Origin of the sequence: Streptomyces sp. NPDC057682 (assembly GCF_042799575.1) — a bacterium.
Taxonomy (GTDB): domain Bacteria; phylum Actinomycetota; class Actinomycetes; order Streptomycetales; family Streptomycetaceae; genus Streptomyces.
The window spans coordinates 1-15,010 of record NZ_JBHVIN010000015.1 but is presented as its reverse complement, the minus strand read 5'-3'; the positions used below and the strand labels follow the sequence as shown (position 1 = coordinate 15,010).

General features: G+C 70.1%; 17 protein-coding genes. 12 read left to right on the top strand and 5 right to left on the bottom strand.

What is annotated here, in order from left to right:
- The first annotated feature begins 93 nt into the window (after positions 1-93).
- The 10 genes from ACFVDM_RS25850 to ACFVDM_RS25805 all read left to right on the top strand — a co-directional run bounded on the left by ACFVDM_RS25850 (position 94) and on the right by ACFVDM_RS25805 (position 9,184).
- Positions 94-981 (top strand): helix-turn-helix domain-containing protein, encoded by an 888-nt coding sequence (locus ACFVDM_RS25850; RefSeq protein ID WP_383644660.1) that lies wholly within the window; start codon positions 94-96, stop codon positions 979-981.
- 2 nt (positions 982-983) lie between these two features.
- On the top strand, positions 984-1,694 hold the full coding sequence (locus ACFVDM_RS25845) for a hypothetical protein (protein ID WP_383644657.1): 711 nt from the start codon (positions 984-986) through the stop codon (positions 1,692-1,694).
- Positions 1,695-1,825: 131 nt separating this feature from the next.
- Positions 1,826-2,467: a WhiB family transcriptional regulator gene (locus tag ACFVDM_RS25840; RefSeq protein ID WP_383644654.1), complete on the top strand. Its 642-nt coding sequence runs from the start codon at positions 1,826-1,828 to the stop codon at positions 2,465-2,467.
- Positions 2,464-3,942: a hypothetical protein gene (locus ACFVDM_RS25835; protein ID WP_383644651.1), complete on the top strand. Its 1,479-nt coding sequence runs from the start codon at positions 2,464-2,466 to the stop codon at positions 3,940-3,942. Before ACFVDM_RS25840 ends, ACFVDM_RS25835 begins: the two co-directional genes overlap by 4 nt.
- Positions 3,939-4,130: a hypothetical protein gene (locus ACFVDM_RS25830; protein WP_383644647.1), complete on the top strand. Its 192-nt coding sequence runs from the start codon at positions 3,939-3,941 to the stop codon at positions 4,128-4,130. Before ACFVDM_RS25835 ends, ACFVDM_RS25830 begins: the two co-directional genes overlap by 4 nt.
- 103 nt (positions 4,131-4,233) lie before the next feature.
- A complete protein-coding gene (locus ACFVDM_RS25825) occupies positions 4,234-4,443 on the top strand; it encodes a hypothetical protein (protein WP_383644644.1) in 210 nt (69 codons plus the stop codon).
- Between the two features lie 266 nt (positions 4,444-4,709).
- Positions 4,710-5,063: a mobilization protein gene (locus ACFVDM_RS25820; RefSeq protein WP_383644641.1), complete on the top strand. Its 354-nt coding sequence runs from the start codon at positions 4,710-4,712 to the stop codon at positions 5,061-5,063.
- A complete protein-coding gene (locus ACFVDM_RS25815; RefSeq protein WP_383644638.1) occupies positions 5,060-6,790 on the top strand; it encodes a relaxase/mobilization nuclease domain-containing protein in 1,731 nt (576 codons plus the stop codon). Before ACFVDM_RS25820 ends, ACFVDM_RS25815 begins: the two co-directional genes overlap by 4 nt.
- Positions 6,791-6,939: 149 nt before the next feature.
- Positions 6,940-7,383, top strand: coding sequence for a hypothetical protein (locus tag ACFVDM_RS25810; protein ID WP_383644634.1), 444 nt, complete (start codon positions 6,940-6,942; stop codon positions 7,381-7,383).
- A 193-nt stretch (positions 7,384-7,576) separates the two neighbouring features.
- Positions 7,577-9,184: a protein kinase gene (locus tag ACFVDM_RS25805; RefSeq protein ID WP_383644631.1), complete on the top strand. Its 1,608-nt coding sequence runs from the start codon at positions 7,577-7,579 to the stop codon at positions 9,182-9,184.
- 493 nt (positions 9,185-9,677) lie between these two features.
- On the opposite strand, the gene ACFVDM_RS25800 is transcribed toward ACFVDM_RS25805, so the two are convergent.
- The 4 genes from ACFVDM_RS25800 to ACFVDM_RS25785 form a co-directional block, all read right to left on the bottom strand.
- Complete coding sequence (locus ACFVDM_RS25800) at positions 9,678-11,054, bottom strand: transposase (RefSeq protein ID WP_383644628.1); 1,377 nt, start codon at positions 11,052-11,054, stop codon at positions 9,678-9,680.
- Between the two features lie 44 nt (positions 11,055-11,098).
- Entirely contained in the window at positions 11,099-11,920 is an 822-nt protein-coding gene (locus tag ACFVDM_RS25795) for a DUF317 domain-containing protein (RefSeq protein ID WP_383644626.1), read from the bottom strand.
- 15 nt (positions 11,921-11,935) lie between these two features.
- Positions 11,936-12,226: a hypothetical protein gene (locus ACFVDM_RS25790; RefSeq protein ID WP_383644623.1), complete on the bottom strand. Its 291-nt coding sequence runs from the start codon at positions 12,224-12,226 to the stop codon at positions 11,936-11,938.
- 108 nt (positions 12,227-12,334) lie between these two features.
- Complete coding sequence (locus ACFVDM_RS25785) at positions 12,335-12,688, bottom strand: DUF317 domain-containing protein (RefSeq protein WP_383644620.1); 354 nt, start codon at positions 12,686-12,688, stop codon at positions 12,335-12,337.
- A gap of 265 nt (positions 12,689-12,953) precedes the next feature.
- On the opposite strand from ACFVDM_RS25785, the gene ACFVDM_RS25780 reads away from it, so the two are divergent.
- Both ACFVDM_RS25780 and ACFVDM_RS25775 read left to right on the top strand, forming a co-directional pair.
- Positions 12,954-13,289 (top strand): hypothetical protein, encoded by a 336-nt coding sequence (locus tag ACFVDM_RS25780; RefSeq protein ID WP_383644617.1) that lies wholly within the window; start codon positions 12,954-12,956, stop codon positions 13,287-13,289.
- Between the two features lie 2 nt (positions 13,290-13,291).
- Positions 13,292-13,603, top strand: a complete 312-nt coding sequence (locus ACFVDM_RS25775) for a DUF6233 domain-containing protein (protein WP_383644614.1) — start codon at positions 13,292-13,294, stop codon at positions 13,601-13,603.
- A gap of 239 nt (positions 13,604-13,842) precedes the next feature.
- Here the strand turns inward: ACFVDM_RS25775 and ACFVDM_RS25770 are convergent, their stop codons facing one another.
- Complete coding sequence (locus ACFVDM_RS25770) at positions 13,843-14,847, bottom strand: SpaA isopeptide-forming pilin-related protein (protein ID WP_383644611.1); 1,005 nt, start codon at positions 14,845-14,847, stop codon at positions 13,843-13,845.
- Positions 14,848-15,010: the final 163 nt, after the last annotated feature.

Here is a 15,010-nt window from a genome sequence, read left to right as displayed (position 1 = left end):
CATCTCCACCTCGGCGCCTCAGCGCCCCGAGCCGGATCTCACCATCCCGGCCCCGGCGAACCGCCGGACCCGGCCGCTCCAGGGGAGCGGCCGATGAGCAGCGAAGCCCGTGAGTGGGTCTGGGAGCACAGCACCAGCCGGGGGGCCGCGCGTCTGGTCCTGCTGTCGATCGCCGACCGTGTTGCCGACGAGCAGTGCATCTCGTACGCCTCGCTGTCCAGCCTGGCCAAGCGCACCCGCGCCTCGCTCTCCACGGTCCGTGACGCGATCGAGCGTCTGCTCGTGGCCGGTGAGCTGGATCAACTCGACGACCTCGTCGGCCCGCAGCGCAGCACGGTCTACCGCATGCCTCTCGCCGCCGAGGCGATCAACCAGGCCCAGCGCGAGGAAGCCGACCGATCTGGGGCGCCGGACGAGTCCTCCGATCCCTCGAAGCTGCGCCTCTCTGCCCTGCGGCGGTACGGAATCCGATCCCGTGAGGTGCCGGAATCCGCCGCGAGGGTACGGAATCCGGCAGTACCGGCCACCGGCAGGTCCCGGCGGAACCCGGCACCCCGGCGTACCGGCCACCGGCAGAGCGGGGTACCGGCCACCGGCACACAGAACCGTAGTGAACCTGATTTGAACCGGAGGTACAGCAGTAGTGGTGCTGTCGCGGTCCCGGCTGCCGAGTGGCAGATCGGCCCCGCCACCCACTCCTGGATCCGCCAGCAGGGACACCTTGACCGCCTCGGCAAGGAAGGGCTGCGCGCCGCCGACGCCAAGTGGCGCGCCCATCGAGCCGCCCACAAACCGAGACCGGCGGAAGCTTGGGACATGGACTGGCGCTCCTGGATAGCCCGGGAACATGCCCCCAGCCGCCCGAACCTCTACGCCGTGCCCGGCAAACACGCCGCCGCGCCGGGGGGCATGACCCGGACGGAGGCCCACACCGCCGCCCTGCTGGCCGCCCTCGACGAGCCCACCGGATCGGAGGGCTGACCGTGGATCGCCGCGAAATCGCCGCCCTGCTGGCCTACATCGGCAGGCTCGACACCCGCACCATCCGCACCGACCAGGGCGAAGCCCGCGATCAGCTCGCCCAGTGGCACGAGCTGCTCGGCGACGTACCGATGGCCACCCCGCACGGCTGGGATGTCCGCGTCGCCGCCCGCCAGCACATCCGCACCTCGCCGTACCCGATCCTGCCCTCGGACCTGGCCCGGCCGTGGGAGAGCTACCGGCGCGACCGCCTAGCACGGCACTCCGACCCGACGCCGTCGGTCGACCCGGACGACCAGGCCGCCTGGACCGCGGAGCTGCTCGGCGCCCGGCGCGCCGTCGCCTCCGGTACCGCGCAGCCTGCACAGGCCCGAGCGATCACGAGCGGTCGCGAGGGCGTCAGCACGAGGCTGAAGGCGCGGCTGCGGGAGAGCGGCTCCTGCATACCGCCCGCCGTGCGAGCCGCCCTCGCTCCCTACCGGCCCGCCCGCGCAGCCCGAGAGTCCGCTGTCGAGCAGGGGCTGCCCGACGCCCTGAGCGTGCGGTGCGAGTGGTGCCTGGCCCAGCCCGGCGAGCCGTGTCGGCGCCGACGGATCGCTCTCGATGGCGGAGCACGCGGAACCGCTCCGTGTGCCACCCATCCCAGCCGTCTCGACCTCGCAGCCGCACTGCAGGCACAGCACGCCGAGCAGACCCAGCCCGCGCTCGCCTGACCGGCCGGTGTGTGCTCCCGGCACGGCCCCCTGAATCCACCGACTCGCATCGGCTGCGGCGTGCCCCCGCGCCGCAGCCGGTACCGCCGCCGCACCCGTAGGTCGGCGCGGACGCACATCGGAGACCCACCTTGCGCCACATCACCACACACGCCGCGCCGGCCACCGGCCTGCGCGGCATCGGCGACACCACCTGGCACCGCCGCGGGACGTGTTACGGCATGGACGTCGAAGACGCCGAGGCCGTGTTCTTCCCTGGCCCTCGGGACCACGCGGAGATCGCGGAAGCCAAGGAGCTGTGCGGATGGTGCCCCGTGCGCCGCGAGTGCCTGGACTTCGCCCTGGAGAACTCCCTGAAGGAGGGCGTCTGGGGCGGCATGACCGAAGCCGAGCGGCGTCCCCTTCACGACAAGGTGCACAAGCGCCTGGACTACCGGCGCATAACCGCCTTCTTCCACGGACGCGATGTGCACCTCTCAGAGACCGAGCGGCAGGTCGTCATCGACCACGCGTACGTCCGGGGCTGGCGGCCCGATCGGCTGGCCAACGCCTTGCAGATCAGCCACAAGCACGCCCGAGATCTGCTCAGGCAGGCAGCCAACAAGGTCCTCGACCGGGACCGCAACTACGGCGTGCCCCGCCCCGCGAAGCAGCGGAAGAAGACCTCGAAGGCCAAGAGCGCCGCCGCGCCCACGGCTCCCGGCACCTCTCAGCGCGTAAACCGCCCGGCAGTATCGGCCCCGACACGGGCCTCACTCGGAAAGGCAGCATGACCCACCCCGCACTCGCCGTCGGTGCCGCTTCGAACCTCCCGCTCCTCCTGGCCGCCGTCGTCCCCGCCGCGCTCACACTCATGCTGGCCACCTGGGCCGTCCGCCGCCGGGGAACCCGAACGCAGAAGCGTCTCGGCGGGCCGGCGGTCAAGGTCGCAGCCGTCGCTGCCCTGGGCTGCACCGCCTACAGCGCCGACACGAGCTGGACCTTCGCCGCCGACTATCTCCACATGGCAGGGACCGCCGAGCGCGCCAGCATGTTCGCCGCAGCCGAACTCGCCCTGTTCGCGACGGCGCTGATGGCGCGGCAGAACCTTGCGGTCCAGGGTGCACCCGGGCTGCCGGGCACCCTGGTCTGGGTGATCACCACGGTGCAGGTGATCCCCGCCTACGCCGAGAGCGGGCCCGTCGGCGGCACCGTCCGGGCCTTCGTCGGGCCGGTCATGGCGGCGATGCTGTGGCACCTGGCCATGGGGATTGAACTGCGGCTGCGCACCCCCGGCGCCGCGTCGAACGGATTGGTCGCCGTGCTGGGCCGGGAGGCCCGCGAAAGGGTTCTGTCCCGCCTGGGAATTGCCGCGCGGGACCGTGATGCCGCACAGATCACCCGGGACCGGGCCACCGCCCGCGCGGTCGCTCTCGCTGCCCGCCTCGCGGAGCGCACTCCCGAACAGCAGCGCAACCGTCGGGGTCGACGGCTGACTCGACGCCTGTCGAAGGCGGTGGGCAGGGCCGCCGTCGGCACCGACCCGATCCAGCGGGCACAGCTGCTCGACCAACTCGCCGCTCGGCGCCATGCCCTCGCTCTCGCCACGGTCCCGCTTCCTTCTCCATGGTCCCCGGCCAGCAGCAGCATGTCGGCGGCCTCGGTCCCTCAGCAGGCAGCACCGGGCGTGACAGCGATCCCCGTATCCGACCCGGAGGTACCGGATTCAGTGCTCGCCCCGTCCGGGACCGACACCACCCAGGACCCCGGACCAACCACCGCACGGTCCGGGACCAACACCACCCAGGACCCCGGACCAACCACCGCACGGTCCGGGACCGACACCACCCAGGACCCCGGACCAACCACCGCACGGTCCGGGACCGACACCACCCAGGACCCCGGACCAACCACCGCACGGTCCGGGACCGACACCACCCAGGACCGCGGGCGTAAGGTCCCGCACCGCCGGAAGTCGGTACGGAAGCCCCGGGCGAACGCCAAGGACAAGCGTGCCCGGTCCCGCTCTCGCCGGGCGGAGCGTCCGTCGCGCGAGCTGGGCGAGCCCGAGCGACGGCTCGTGCACGACGTACTCCCCCATGTCCCCGCCCTCCTTGCACGGGACGGCAACGAATCCATCACCCGGGTGCAGCTGCGCGAGATCATCCGCCGCCAGGACCTGCCGGGGGTCGGCAATGACCGACTGGGCCTCGTCCTCCAGGAACTGCGGAGCAAGGACACCACCACGCCGAGGAGCACATCCCGATGAAGACCTGCCGCCGGTTCAACACGGTCAGGGCGCAGTACGAGCGAGAGATCGAGTTCATGCTCGCCCACTCCGAGCGGTACGCCGGAAGGCCGGCGGCGAAGGCCAGCGCGAAGCAGGCGGCGTCGGCGAAACAGCGGATGGCCCGTGCGCTCAGCAGTCACGTCGGCCGCTGTCCCGAGTGCGGATGAGCCGACAGAGCCCAGCTCATCCCGCCTATCCGAACCTGCTGGCCTGCTTCGTGCCGGGCCATCTCCCCGCTCCAGGAGCCGCCCTGTGATCCCACGCCCTCCCATGCCGACATTCGCCGAAGCCACCGCCTGGGCGGATGTTCTGGTCCGCCGACGGCTGCTGCACGCGGCAGTCCTCATGCCGTCCGGCCAGTGGTTCGTCCAGGACCGGTCCGGCGGGCCCGTCCGCGTCCTTTCGGGGCCGGCCGACATCGTCGCGCTGGTCGCGGCTATCCAGTACCGCACCCGCTCGGCGAGGCACGAATCGCGATGACGAACACACCTTGGAACGGCACCGCCCACGAACCTGGAGCCGACCTCAACTGGGTGTCTCAGCGAGCAAGTTGGGGCGGAAGTAGTACTTCCGCCAAGCCCGCCCTTGAGGGGGCGGGAGAGGACCTGCACCGGGGGGTGCAGGTCCTGGAGGCTTCGACCGGGGGCGGATCGAAGCCGGAGGAGAAGCGCGAGCCTCGTCGTCGCCCCAGTGAGCGCCCTGCCCGTCAGCGTCCACGTCAGCCGCCCGAGAAGAAGCGCCGACATTTGCGCACGACCCGCTTCAACGATGCCGAGTTCGACCTGATCGTCTCCGCCGCCGCTCGTTGCAACCTGACCGTCGGCGGGTTCCTCGCCCGTGCCGCGCTCGCCGCGGCCCGCGATCTCGACCGAACAAGCGCCGAGATCGCCACCGAACACGATGTCCTGACCGCACTGTTCGACAGCCGGCGCAAGCTCGGCTGGGCCGGCAGCAACCTCAATCAGGTGACCAAGGCCCTCAACGCCGGTGCCGATGCCGCCGTCCCTCAGCTGGAGGCAAGCCTCGCTGCCGTACGACAGGCCGCTACCGCAGTGCATGCCGCCGCGACTGCTGTCCTCCAGCACCAGCAGGAATCATGATCCCGAGCGTCAACCCGCCCGGCTCCCGGACCATCGGCCTGCTCGCCTACCTCTACGGCCCCGGCAAGCGCGAGGAACACGTCGACCCCCACCTCGTGGCCTCGTTCGACGGTATGGCCCCCGATCCCGGCCGCGATCCGGACGCCACGCTGACGGCCCTCCAGCAGCTCCTGGACCAGCCTGTCCAGGCACTGCCCAAGCACGCCCGGCCTGCCAAGCACGTGTGGCACACCTCCGTACGCACCGCGCCGGGCGACCGGCCCCTGTCGGACGACGAGTGGGCCGAAGTCGCCCGCCGGATCGTCGCCGCCACCGGCATAGACCCCGGCGGCGGACAGCCCGGCTGCCGCTGGGCCGCCGTACGGCACGCGGACGACCACATCCACATCGTCGCCACCCTCGTAACCGAGGACGGCCGACGCCCCGACGACTACCGATCCGGGGCCCGCGCCCAGGCCGAAGCCCGGCTCATCGAGAAAGAACTCGGCCTCCACAAAGTCGCACCCGGCGACGGCACGGCTGCCCAGCGGCCCACCAGCGCCGAGCGGCACAAGGCCGACCGCCAGGGCCGCGAGCGCACCGCCCGCGAAGAACTGCGCGAGACCGTACGCCGTGCCGTGGCCGGCACAGCGGGCGAGGAGGAGTTCTTCAGCCGGCTCGCCGCCGCGGGCCTTCTGATCCGCAAGCGCGCCGCCCCCTCCGGGGACCTGCTCGGATACAAGGTCGCGCTGCCTGATGATTTGAACAAGGACGGCGAACCAGTCTTCTACCCGGGTGCCCGTCTTGCTCCCGACCTCTCGTTGCCCCGCATCCGCGAGCGCTGGTCCACCAACGGCCCGGCGGTCCGGCAGCAGGAGGAGGTTCGTACAGGGGCGGGCCGTTCGGCCGCCGCACGCCGCGCAACGGCCTCGGCCCTGTGGCAGACCGTGCTCGTCTTCGGGCACGACGAGGACGCGGTCGCCGCCGCCCACATCGCTGCGGCCGGCGAGGTCCTGGACGCGCTCGCTGCGACGTCCGCCGCTCACACCCGCCGCGAACTGCGCGACGCCGCAACGGCTTTCGAACGGGCCTCGCGCTCGCACATCCGGGCTGTACGCGGGCACGATCACGCCCTGCGCCAGGCCGCCCGCGACCTCGTCCAGGGCGGCCCGGTTCTCGGCCGAGGCGAGGACGGAGCCAGCACAGCGATGGTGATCGACATGCTGTTCTTCCTGATCACCGCCGCCGCGCACTGGCACGCTCGCAAGGGGCACGCCCAACAAGCCGACGCCGCCGTCCAGGCCGCCAAACATCTGCGTACCGCCTATCAGGCCGCAGCCGCCCAGCCGCTCGGCGTTCTTTACCAGCACGGCCGGCGTCTCAGCCGGCCGATACTCCAGCGCCAGAGCGCACTGCTGCGCGAGGCTCTGCCGGACCTGGCCGAGCAGATCCTCACCGAGCCCGGCTGGTACGCCCTGGCCGCCACGGTTACGGAGGCGGAAGCCGCAGGTCATGACCCGGCCGCGCTGCTGTCCGACGTCGCCGCACAACGCGAGCTGGGCACCGCCGACTCCATCAGCGACGTGCTCGTCTGGAGGCTGCGGCGCGCCGCGGACCTACCCGCCGACGTCACCCACTCGTCCGAGACCAGCTCCGGGGCCCGATCCACGACGCTCAGGGGAACCGCCAGAGCGTCCGGCCCCGGCCGGCGGCGCAATAGCGAGGAATCCTCGCGTCAGCGCCTGTAGGCCTGAATCGGCATGGGCTTGTCGGCATCCGAGAAGTCAGTTGTCCAGCGGACCCGGACTGTGGACGTTGAGAATTGAAACGGCCGCCGGCCTGGGGCACGATCATGATCCGCGCAGGACAAGGTGACAAGGTAGAGGAGGACGTCAGGGTGTTTCACCGGATACGCCGAAGGGCCATGGAACCGACCGAGGCTCAGAGGCAGTTCGCCGAGCTGCACGCACAGATGATGGGACAGGTCCCGCCCGGATTCGGTGAGCCGACATACGGCCCGGAGCCGACGCCACCGGTTGCCGTCGTGGACAACTTTCTTCCGCCGGACCTGCGCGTGCCCAGTCACGACCAGCTCGACGGCAGGATGATGCCGTGGGCACAGCCCCTCGTCCTCGACGGCGAGATGGTCGCCTGTGCCGAATGCGGCTCGTACCGGGACTGGCTCGTCCTTTCCACCCGTGACGAGATCTGGCTGCGTTGCCGGGCCGGGCACCAGCAGCAGGAGACGCGCCTCGACACCGCCTGGTACAACCGCACCAGCGGGCCGGCGGACGCGACGCATGCCACGTTCGAGGACTGCCTGCGCCACCTCGGGCACTGACCGACACCCCTGCAACCCCCTCGGGCCTGCGGGCCCCTGCTGACCACCCCGTCCCTTCGGGCAGTCGCTGAATTGTTCGCCCTTGGGCATGACACGATGGCATCCAAAGCTCAAGTGCCGTGCTTCTTGGGGGTATTGGGTGGATCCGTTAACCGGCGATGATCCGAGGCAGGTCGGGCCATATCGACTCCTGATGCGCCTGGGCGAAGGCGGCATGGGACGGGTGTATCTAGGACGCTCGCCCGGTGGCCGAACGGTGGCCGTCAAGTTGGTGCATGCCGGGCTGGTCGGAGCGTCGGGCTTCCGAGAGCGGTTCGCCCGGGAGGTACATGCCTCACAGGCAGTTTCGGGGACGGGCACCGCGCCCGTACTGGCCGCCGATCCTGAGGCTGCTGTTCCATGGCTGGCCACCGCATACATACCCGGTCCTTCTCTGGCCGAGGCCGTGCACCAGCACGGACCGCTGCCCGAGTCGGCATTGTGGCGCCTCCTGGCCGGGCTGACCGAGGCGCTGGAGGTGGTGCACGCAAGCGGGCTCGTGCACCGAGATCTGAAGCCCTCGAACGTCTTGCTGTCCCTGGACCGACCACTGCTGATCGACTTCGGGATCGCTCGGGCCGCCGATGGGGCTGACCTGACCGCGACCGGACTCGTGGTGGGCTCGCCCGGATACATGTCGCCGGAGCAGGCCGAAGGACGAGAGGTGACCGCGGCAAGCGACGTCTTCTCGCTCGGCGTGGTACTCACGTACGCAGCGACTGGACGAAGCCCCTTCGGCGGCGGTACCGGCCCGGAGTTGCTGTATCGAATCGTGCATCACGAACCCGACCTGAGCGGTCTACCGGATTCATTCGCTGAATCCGTACGGGGGTGCCTGGCCAAGTCACCGGAGCACAGACCATCCCCAACAACGCTGAGATCCCGCGCAGAAGCCGCCCGCCGAGACAGTGGAACCGACTGGTTGCCTGCTCCGGTTGCCTCCACGATCGCCCGCAAGGCTGAGTATCTGTTCAACCTGGACGGGGAAGCGGACACCGAAGCCGGAGATAGACGGCTCGCGGTCCCACCCACTGCCGTCGTCACCACGGTGGATTCTCGCCCGGCGCCTCATCCGCATGCCGCGCCGACCCAGGCAGCAACTGCCCGTGGTCTCCCCCAACCCCCACTGCGGGCTGTACCCGCCCGCCCCGGCCCGGATCCCTTCCCCGCGCACACGGCGCCGCAGCTCGCCAAGGCCCACACGGGCAATCGCACCAAGTCCAACCCTCTTCTGTGGGTCGCTGCTGCCAGCATCGCTGCGGTCGCGGCGGTGGCCATTGCGGTCAACGGAGGAGACACTTCGGGATCCGCCGGAACTGGGTCAGACACGTCTTCGGCGCGTCCGACCGGGCAGCCGACGAACCACTCGACCGATCCGGAACCGGACAAGCCGGCTGAGCAGGCGACAGCGGACCCGTCGCCCGTTACCGGTGAGTGGCGCGGCAGCTACTTCTGCGGCCAAGGGCACACCGGCCTGACCCTCACGATTTCCCAGGACGACAGTGGCCTCACAGCCACCTTCGACTTCTATCCGCTCGCGTCCAACCCCGATGTGCCCAGAGGGTCCTTCGCCATGCAAGGGACGTACGCCGACGCGCGCATGAATCTCTATGGCGACCACTGGATCGACGAGCCGGAGGACTACCTCATGGTCGGCCTCTCGGCGGAAGTCGCCGCACCCCATAAAATCACGGGATCCGTCACTGACCCTGACGGCAAGGCGTCGGACAGCTGCACGACGTTCACGGTGGAGAAGAGTTGACCACCGCAGGCCCCGGAGATGACGCCGTGGGCCGGCCGTTTCGAAGGTGTACTCGATCAAGCTGGCCTGGCCGACTGTGGAGGTGTCGCGCGGGCCCCACCGGCGGTCAGGCTGAACAGGTCGCAGATACGGCGGGGGCGCCGCCGTCGTCTCGGCCTCGCGAAGGCACCCTCCCCGGTCACAGAAACGAACTGGCCATAGTCCGTCGCCCTGTCCCCGGCCGCCCCGCGGTCGGGACTTCCCCGGCCCTCGGCTCACTGATCCGTACGAAAATACCCGGCCTTCCGTGAGCGGAAGGCCGGGCATTCTGTTGGTGCTGAGCGAGGCGGGCGGGGTCCGTGGGCGCCATTCCCACGTCGGGGCTCGAAGCCCGGGGATGCCTTCGGGCGTACCGCGGTCCGCCCGCCTCTCCCGCTCCGGCCGAGAGCGGGGGCCTTCACCGCTGAACGGTGAACGCCTCCACTCTCGGACCGAGCGAGCGTGTCCGGGTCTGTCACCGCGTCCGGCCCAGGACGTGCCGATAGATCGTATGTCTGCTGACCCCGAAGAGCCTGGCTGTGCCGGTGACGGTGGTGCCGGGCGTGGCGAGCATGTCGCGGGCGCGGACGATCTGGTCTCCGTCCAGCGGAGCAGCCCTCCAGCCGTACGGGCCGCCGCTGTCGGCTACGTCGTAGCCGAAGGCGACGGCATCGTCGTACGGCAGGTCGGAGGCCATGCAGCGGTAGAGGCAAAGGATGATCTTTCGGCCCAGCTTCCTCAGTGCTGTGGCGTGCGCGTCTCCAGCATCACGGCGCATCCGGTAGTAGGCTCTGGCGCCCGGAGAGTGGCTGATCATGGAGAAGGCCAGCGCATGCAGGGTGCTGCGCAGGCGTGTGGACGACGCCTTGCGGAAGGAGACCCGCACCGTCTGCCCGGAGGCCCAGGTGACCGGGGCGACGCCGGCGTAGGCGGCGAGGGAACGACCGCTGCCGAACCGCTCGACAGGCCGGTCCCCTATCTCCGCCAGGAGGTAGCCGCCGAGAATGGCGCCCATGCCGGGGACACCGGCCACCAGCGGGTGGAACGGGTGGATGCTGTAGTGCTGCTCGAGTTCCCGCTGCAGGCCGTCGGCCTGCCGGACCGCGTGGTCGAGCACCGCGAGGAGGTGCCCGATACGCAGGGCCTCCGCTTCCTCGACACGGGGGTCGAGGACCATCACCGGGCGGAAGAAGCACATGCGCAGACGCTCGGCCTCGTCCTGGACGGTGCGCTTCCTGCCCGCCGCGGTCAGCAGCGCAGCCAGGCTCGTCCGATCCAGCCGGGCGGCGGCACGCGGCGTGGGGGCGGCGCCCAGGACGGCACGCGCTTGCGCACTGCACAGCCCGCCGACACCAGCGGGCCACGCGGAGACGGCTGCCGGCCAGATCCGCATCAACGCCGCCCGCAACGCGGCCAGGGCGTCCACGCGGCGGGCCACGGCCGCCCGGTGGGCGTGTGCCACGACGCGCAGCGCCTGCGCCGCCGGGGAGTCCACGACGACGGGGCGGCATTCGCCGGCCAGGGTCATCGAGGCGAGCAGCCGGGCGTCGGCGCGGTCCGTCTTCGGGATCCCCAGGGCCACGCGGTGCCGGGCAGCACGGGTGGGATCCACGTGCACGACGGACATCCCGGACGCCGCGAGTGTGCGGGCGAAGAGGATGTTCACGTCCTCGATCCCGGTGACCGTCGATCGCCATCTGCGGCCAAGGCTCGACAGGAACTCCCGGTAGCGGGCGACGGGATCCGGGTTCTCGGCGTAGACGATCCGGGCCTCGCCGAGGACCGCGCCGGACCGATCGAGCACGGCAACGTCGAGCCACTGGTCCGACCAGTCGCATCCGGCATACAACAAGCAACCACCTCCGCGAAGTTGAAGAAGTCCGATCTGTACCGGATCTAGCTGGCCGGGGCGCGCAGAAGACGCTCCCGGGTGACCTCCGGCAGTACCCGGCGCAGGACCGGTGCGGTCGAGCTGAGCGAGGCGGCGAACGCGGCCACCAGGTCGTCCGGGACGCTGGAACTGAAGGAGGCCGCCCACAGGCAGGGGGTGCCGATCGCGGGCTCGGCCCACGCCTGCCATCCGTCCAGCCCCACCTCGTCGGGCTCGGTGGTCAGGATGCGCGGATCGGCATCCTGGATGAGGGGCGGGACCTCGCCGAGGCTGATGTGCGAGGTGAACGTCGGGTCCGTCGCCCCCACGTGGGGCTGGTCGATGTCGCGCAGCCAACCGTGGGCGGCGACAGCGTCAAGGACCGGGTCGGGGCCGCGGTACACCACGGCGGGCTGGTCGCGGTCGTCGAGCGCGACAAGGAAGTCGACCACGGTCTCCCCCGGGACGCCGGTGGTGAAGTAGGCCGTCCACGACGCGAGCGAACTGCTCGTGTCTGGGCGGGCCGAGATCTGCCAGGCGATCGGCAGATCTCCGAGATAGAACGGCTCGTCCGGCAGTCCCCACTGCGCCCAGCGCAGGGCGTCGGGGCTGATGTGCAGGACGGTGCTACGCAGGACCTGGCGATCCTCCAGCGCTTCGTCCGGTTCTTGGCGTCCGCGGATGATCGTCAGGCTCGTCCAGCCCAGGCCGGCGAGCGCGTCGGCAACCACGTCGTAGAGACGCCCGTCGTCGCCGGCCAGATGCCGGGGGCCGACCCAGTACGCGGGCTGGCCACCATGCGGGGTGGCCGGGTCGGGCGGGAATTCGGGGTACAGGGGCGCCTCCAAGGGGCGGTGCGGGTCTTAGTTGCCACCGGCACGACGGCGGGGGCGGCACGGGGGAGCCTGAACGGGGCCCTGCCACGTCAGGGCAATGGCGACCTCCGGAGGCAGGTGGCCGAGTTGCGCGTCCTCGTCCCGTCCTTCGGCTAGGTAGACGACGGTCTGGCCGGTCTCGTCCCGGCTCTGGAGGACCTGAGCCAGGCGGTGGGCCATCGGGAAGTAGGGGTTCATGGCCTGGCGGACCGGAGCGTCCGGGTCGCAGGCTGACAACAAGGCAATGAGACCGCCGACGGTCATTTCCGAGGACGTCACAAGCAACCTCCTGGTACAGGAAACGGACATGCACGGCCGCAGGGCCGATGAGCCGAACGGGGGCGTCCCACTCGTGGAGTGGAGGCCGTGCCTCTGCGGCGCCCGCCGTCAGAGGCGGTTCGAGGACTCCAGGACACGCGCCACCACTGCGGCGACAACGTCGGCCGGCGTCTGAGTGTCGAAGGACACGTGGAAGCCGGGTGTCTCGGCGGTTCCGGTGACCGCGATCTTCCAACCCTCGCCGTCCGTGCCGGGGCGGCCGAGGGGAAACCAGCCGAGGTAGAACCGTCCGTCCTTGCTGCTGACGTGCACGTCCGCGCGGTCATCGACGACCAGGTGGAAGTCCTCGGCGGAGAACTGATCCAGGACCAGGGTCGGCTGGCCGGAACCGAGCTGCCACTCCCGCAGCCGGAGGGCTTCGGATGTGGTGGAGAAACCAGGGCCCACGGGGGCTACGGTCACGGGCATTCACCTCTCTGACCTGGGCTTTCTTGCAAGGTCGTTTACCTTGACATGCCCTCACACCCGTTGGCCAGTCTTTACGCTCTCTTTCCTGTCTGCCCCCGGCGAACTTGAACCCGGCCACCGCGAACAAGAAGTTGTTGGTGGCGACAATTCCGGTAATCGAGAACAATGCCTCCCGGGGCCGACTCCGCACCGACCTCGCCCCCGAATGATCCAGCGCGCCGATTCACTTCCCAAAATCGAACAGACATAGCATCGAAGGGTGCACGATTATCCTGAAGACCTGCGCGCAGCGCAGGTCGCCCTTCACCGCACCCATGCTGACTTCGACGAGTACGCGACAACGCTGCCGTGGTCCGCGGACCCCATGCCTGGATGGGAGACGGAGAAGCAGCCCTACTCGTCGTTCCGGTCAGGGAAACCGGACAGCCCCGGGTACACGGACGAGCAACGTGCCACGGTCGACCAGTTCCGGGCCGAGTTGCTGCGGCTGTCCGAGGCCGTAGCGACACACCCTTACTGGGCGACTCTCGACCGTGGCGATGTCGTGTCGGCTCGTATGGCGCTGAAGCACGCCCACGAACAGCCCGAGGCGTAGTCGTGTCCGACCTGGAGAAGAACCAGATCTTGGCCGAGTGGCTGCGGTGGCAGCTGCGGCAGACGGAGATCCGGATCCGGGAGCTGAACACCCAGGAAGAGCAGGAACGGCATCGGCGGGAGCGTGCCCGCGCGGAGAGGTCCTGGAAGATCCAACCGCCGAGAGCCGGGCGTCCGGCGATGCTGCACCGGGGCGGGTGCACACTGTCGGCCGGGGAACACGGACTGATCGACCGCGAGGAGGCGCTGATCGCCATGACCGAGCCGGACATCGAGGCATGCAATGTGTGCCGGCCGGAAACTGGGCTCACCTGAAGGTTTGACACCACCGCCCCGCCCTCTCCAGGCGGACCGCGGAAGGGCGTCGATCCCCGTGATACCGGGGATGCGGAGCACCTGCGCGCACCAGACCCATCGGGTCGTCGCGCACGAGCGGGAGCCACAGCGGCGCGACCCGCTCGCCCGTCGCCCGGTTCACCCCGAATCGCGAAAATGCCCCCTGGATTCCAGTCGGAATCCAGGGGGCATTGAGCCGTAGGGGGGTGGAGGGCCGGTCAGACCTCCTCGGTGAGCTCGTCGTCGCGGGTGGCCGCTCGGATGCGGCGGGCGACGAGGAACGCCCCTCCGCCAACCACGAGCAGCGCCGTTGTGCCGCCGATCAGCCATGGGGTGGCGGTCGTTCCGGTATGGGCGAGGGAACCCGTCGGAGTGTTCGGCCGGGAGTCACGGACCGGGGCTGCGGTCGCGGCCGAGGACCCGGTATCCGGCGTGGGGCTGCCCGGTGCCGGGGATGTTGCCGCTCCCGTACCGTTGCTCGGCTCCCTGGTACTGGAGGCGGTGGGCTCGTCCGTCGGCTTGTCCGAGGTCTCGGGGGCGGTCTTGGCGTTGGCTACGGTCACGGTGACCGGGGAGCCGGGGCCTGCGGTGAACGTCTTGGTCTGCGTGTAGAGGTCGTAGCCGGCGGGGGACCTCGTCTCCCTGACCCAGAACTTCGCGCTTCGGGTCGACATGGGCAGAGCGCCGGAGGCGGTTCCCGCAGCGCCCGTCGTCAAGGTGAGTAGCGTGCGGCTGCCGGTACCGATGGTCACGGTCGCGCCGGGCAGGAGTCGTCCGGTCTTGTTGTCCTTGGCCTGCAGAAGGAGCTTTGCGGGCTTGAACAGGACGTCAATGGTCACCTGGGTGATGCTGCTCGGCGTGACGATGACGTCTTGGTCGGCGGCGGTGTCGTGGAGGGGGCTGCCGGTGACCGTCTGCTTGAGCCGGTAGACGCCGGGACGGAGATCGCGGAAGGTCAGCTTTCCCGAGGCATCAGTCCGTCCACGGGCCGCTTCCTGGCCAGCGGAGTCGAGCAGCAGGAACGATGCGCCGGAGAGGACGCCCCCGGCCGTGTCCTTTGTGGTGATCTCGACGCTGCCCGCGTCCGGCGTTGGTGTCTCGGCGACGGCTGTGAACGACGGGGTCGGGTCGGAGGGTTCGGCGTTCGCGGTCGGCACCCAAACGAGGGTGCTGGCTGCCGCGATGACAAGGGCAGCGGCGGATCTGCCGAATCGTATGTGCACGGGAACAGGAACTCCTTGATCAGTTGGAATTGGGGGCGTCGAGTACGGCCCGCTGCGGGATAGCGGCCTAGGCACTGTTTCTCGGATCTCCTGACGTGCGTGGGGTGTTGGGGGCAGGCTGCTTTTATGGGCCGTGGTGATCTGACGAATGCGGAGTGGGACC